We start from the raw sequence: 2,520 nt of genomic DNA, 5'->3' as shown, positions 1-2,520 counted from the left end.
TACCCGCTATTCCGCAGCGCCGTCGCGATCGCGTTGATCGTCAGCTGGATGCCCTCGGCGATGCGCGGATCGGTTTCGCCCGCGCGGTGGCGCTTCATCAGCTCGATCTGGAGCAGGTTGAGCGGCTCGATATAGGGGAGGCGCAGCCGGATCGACGCCTCGAGCGCCGGATTCTTGTCGAGCAGCCGCGTTTGCCCGGTGATGCCCAGCAGCCCGTCATGCGCGCGGTTCCAGCCGTCGCGGATGCGGCCGAAGATCGCGTCATGCCCGTCGATGCCCGCCGCCAGCTCGGCGTAGCGCGCGGCGATCCCCATGTCGGATTTCGCGAGCACCATCTCCATATTGCCGAGCAAAGCCGCGAAGAAGGGCCAGCCCGCCGCCATGTCGGCGAGCAACGCCTTGTCCTCGAACGCGGCAAAGCCTTCACCGGTGCCGTACCAGCCGGGCAGCATCGCGCGCGACTGCGCCCAGCTGAACACCCACGGGATCGCGCGCAGATCCTCGATCGCGCTCGACTTGGTGCGGCTCGACGGCCGCGACCCGATCTTCAGCGTCGCGATTTCGGCGATCGGCGTCATCGCGCGGAAGAAATCCTTGAACGCCGGGGTGTCGTAGACGAGCCCGCGATAGGCCGCGAAAGCGCTGTCCGACACCGCGTCCATCGCCGCCGTAAAACGCGCCGCATCCTTGTCGCTCAGCGCCTCGGGCTCGAGGCTCGCGAGCAGGCTGGCCGATACCATCGCCTCCAGATTGGTCGCGGCGCTGTCGGCGGTGCCATATTTCGCCGCGATCACTTCGCCCTGTTCGGTGATGCGGATGCGCCCCTGCACCGTGCCCGCGGGCTGCGCGCGGATCGCGGCAAAGGCGCTGCCGCCGCCGCGCCCGACCGCGCCGCCGCGGCCGTGGAACAATTGCATCGACGTGTCGAAATCCTCGAACACGGGGGTCAGCGCCTGCGACGACTGATAAAGCCCCCAGGTCGAGGTGAGGTATCCGCCATCCTTGTTCGAATCCGAATAGCCGATCATCACTTCCTGATGCCCGCGCACGCCGATCTGCGGGCCGATCTCGGGCATCGCGAAATAGCGCGCCATGATCGCGGGCGCGCGGTCGAGGTCGGCGATCGTCTCGAACAAGGGCACGACCATCAGGTTCGACTGGCCCGCCGCATCGCCGCTCCGCCACAGCCCCGCTTCGCGCGCGAGGACATGGACTTCGAGCAGGTCGGACAATTCCTGCGCCATGCTGATGATCCACTGGCAGATCGCATCCTGCCCCAGCCGCGCGCGCACATCGGCGGCGGCGTGGACGATCGCGAGTTCGCCCGCGGTCTCGTCGCTCCACTGGTGCCACGGCGCGGCGAGCGGCCGGTCGCTGGCGAGCTCGGCGGTGAGCAGCGCGACGCGCGCCTCTTCGTCCAGCGCCAGATAATCGGCGCACACGCCCGATACGGACAGCAGTTCGGCGAGCACGCGTTCGTGCACCGCGCTGTTCTGCCGCATGTCGAGCGTCGCGAGGTGGAATCCGAACACCTCGACTGCGCGGATCAGCCGCCCCAATGCGCCGATGCCGCCGAACTGGCCCTGGCTGTTCGCCGACAGGCCGTTGGCGATGGTGACAAGGTCGCGGCGCAGATCGGCGGGGGTCGCGTATGGCTCACCCGTCAGCGCCGACGGGCGCGGCGGCGCGCGGCCGACGATCTTGGCATAGGTCGCGCACAGCCGCGCATAGATGCCCGACAGCGCGCGGCGATAGGGCTCGTCGCGGCGGCTCGGCGCGGTATCGCCGCTCGCCTCGGCCAGCGCTTCGACCGCGTCGGGAACGGCGGCGAGGCTCGCCGACACCGACAGCTCGGCGCCGAGGCCATGAACCGCGTCGATATAATGGCCGAGCACCGCCGCGGCGTTGCGTGCCGTCGCCATGTGCATCGTCTCGGCGGTGACGAAGGGATTGCCGTCGCGGTCGCCGCCGATCCAGCTGCCGACGCGCAGGAAGCTCGCGGGGCGCTGCCCCAGTTCGGCTTCCCAGCGCGCGTAGAGTTTGGGCACGACGGGCAGGAACACGTCGCGCAAATAGGTCAGCGCATTGTCGATCTCGTCGGCGACGAACAATTTTTCGGTGCGCAGCGGGCGCGTCTGCCATAGCAGCACAATCTGCCGCCGGATCGCATCCTCGACGACATCGCCCTCGGGCGTCTCGTCGGCGCCGGCGTCGCGCAGCAGCATCAACTCGGCGATGCGGTTCTTGTGGTCGAGCACCGATTTCCGCCGGACCTCGGTCGGGTGCGCGGTCAGCACCGGCGCGACGAGCGATGCGCTCAGCAAGGCCGCGACCGCGTCGCCCTCGATCCCGTCGGCCTTGAGCTTCGCCAGCGCTGCCGCGACTGTCGCCTCGGGCTCGGCCGCGACCCCCTGCCGGTCTTCGGCAAGATTGGCGAGCATCGAAAACAGCATGAAGCCGCGCACGAACGCGATCGTGTCGTCGAGGCTCAGCGCATCGAGCCCCGGATCGATCGCCTCG

1 protein-coding gene is annotated in these 2,520 nt (G+C 68.9%); it reads right to left on the bottom strand.

What is annotated here, in order from left to right:
- A partial coding sequence (ppc, locus tag VJ811_RS12110; RefSeq protein ID WP_324072646.1) for a phosphoenolpyruvate carboxylase occupies nucleotides 1-2,520 on the bottom strand: 2,520 nt, incomplete at both ends.

This window comes from Sphingopyxis sp. (assembly GCF_035250425.1).
Taxonomy (GTDB): domain Bacteria; phylum Pseudomonadota; class Alphaproteobacteria; order Sphingomonadales; family Sphingomonadaceae; genus Sphingopyxis.
Note: the sequence above shows the minus strand (reverse complement) of the source record. Positions and strands in the feature narration are given on the sequence as shown.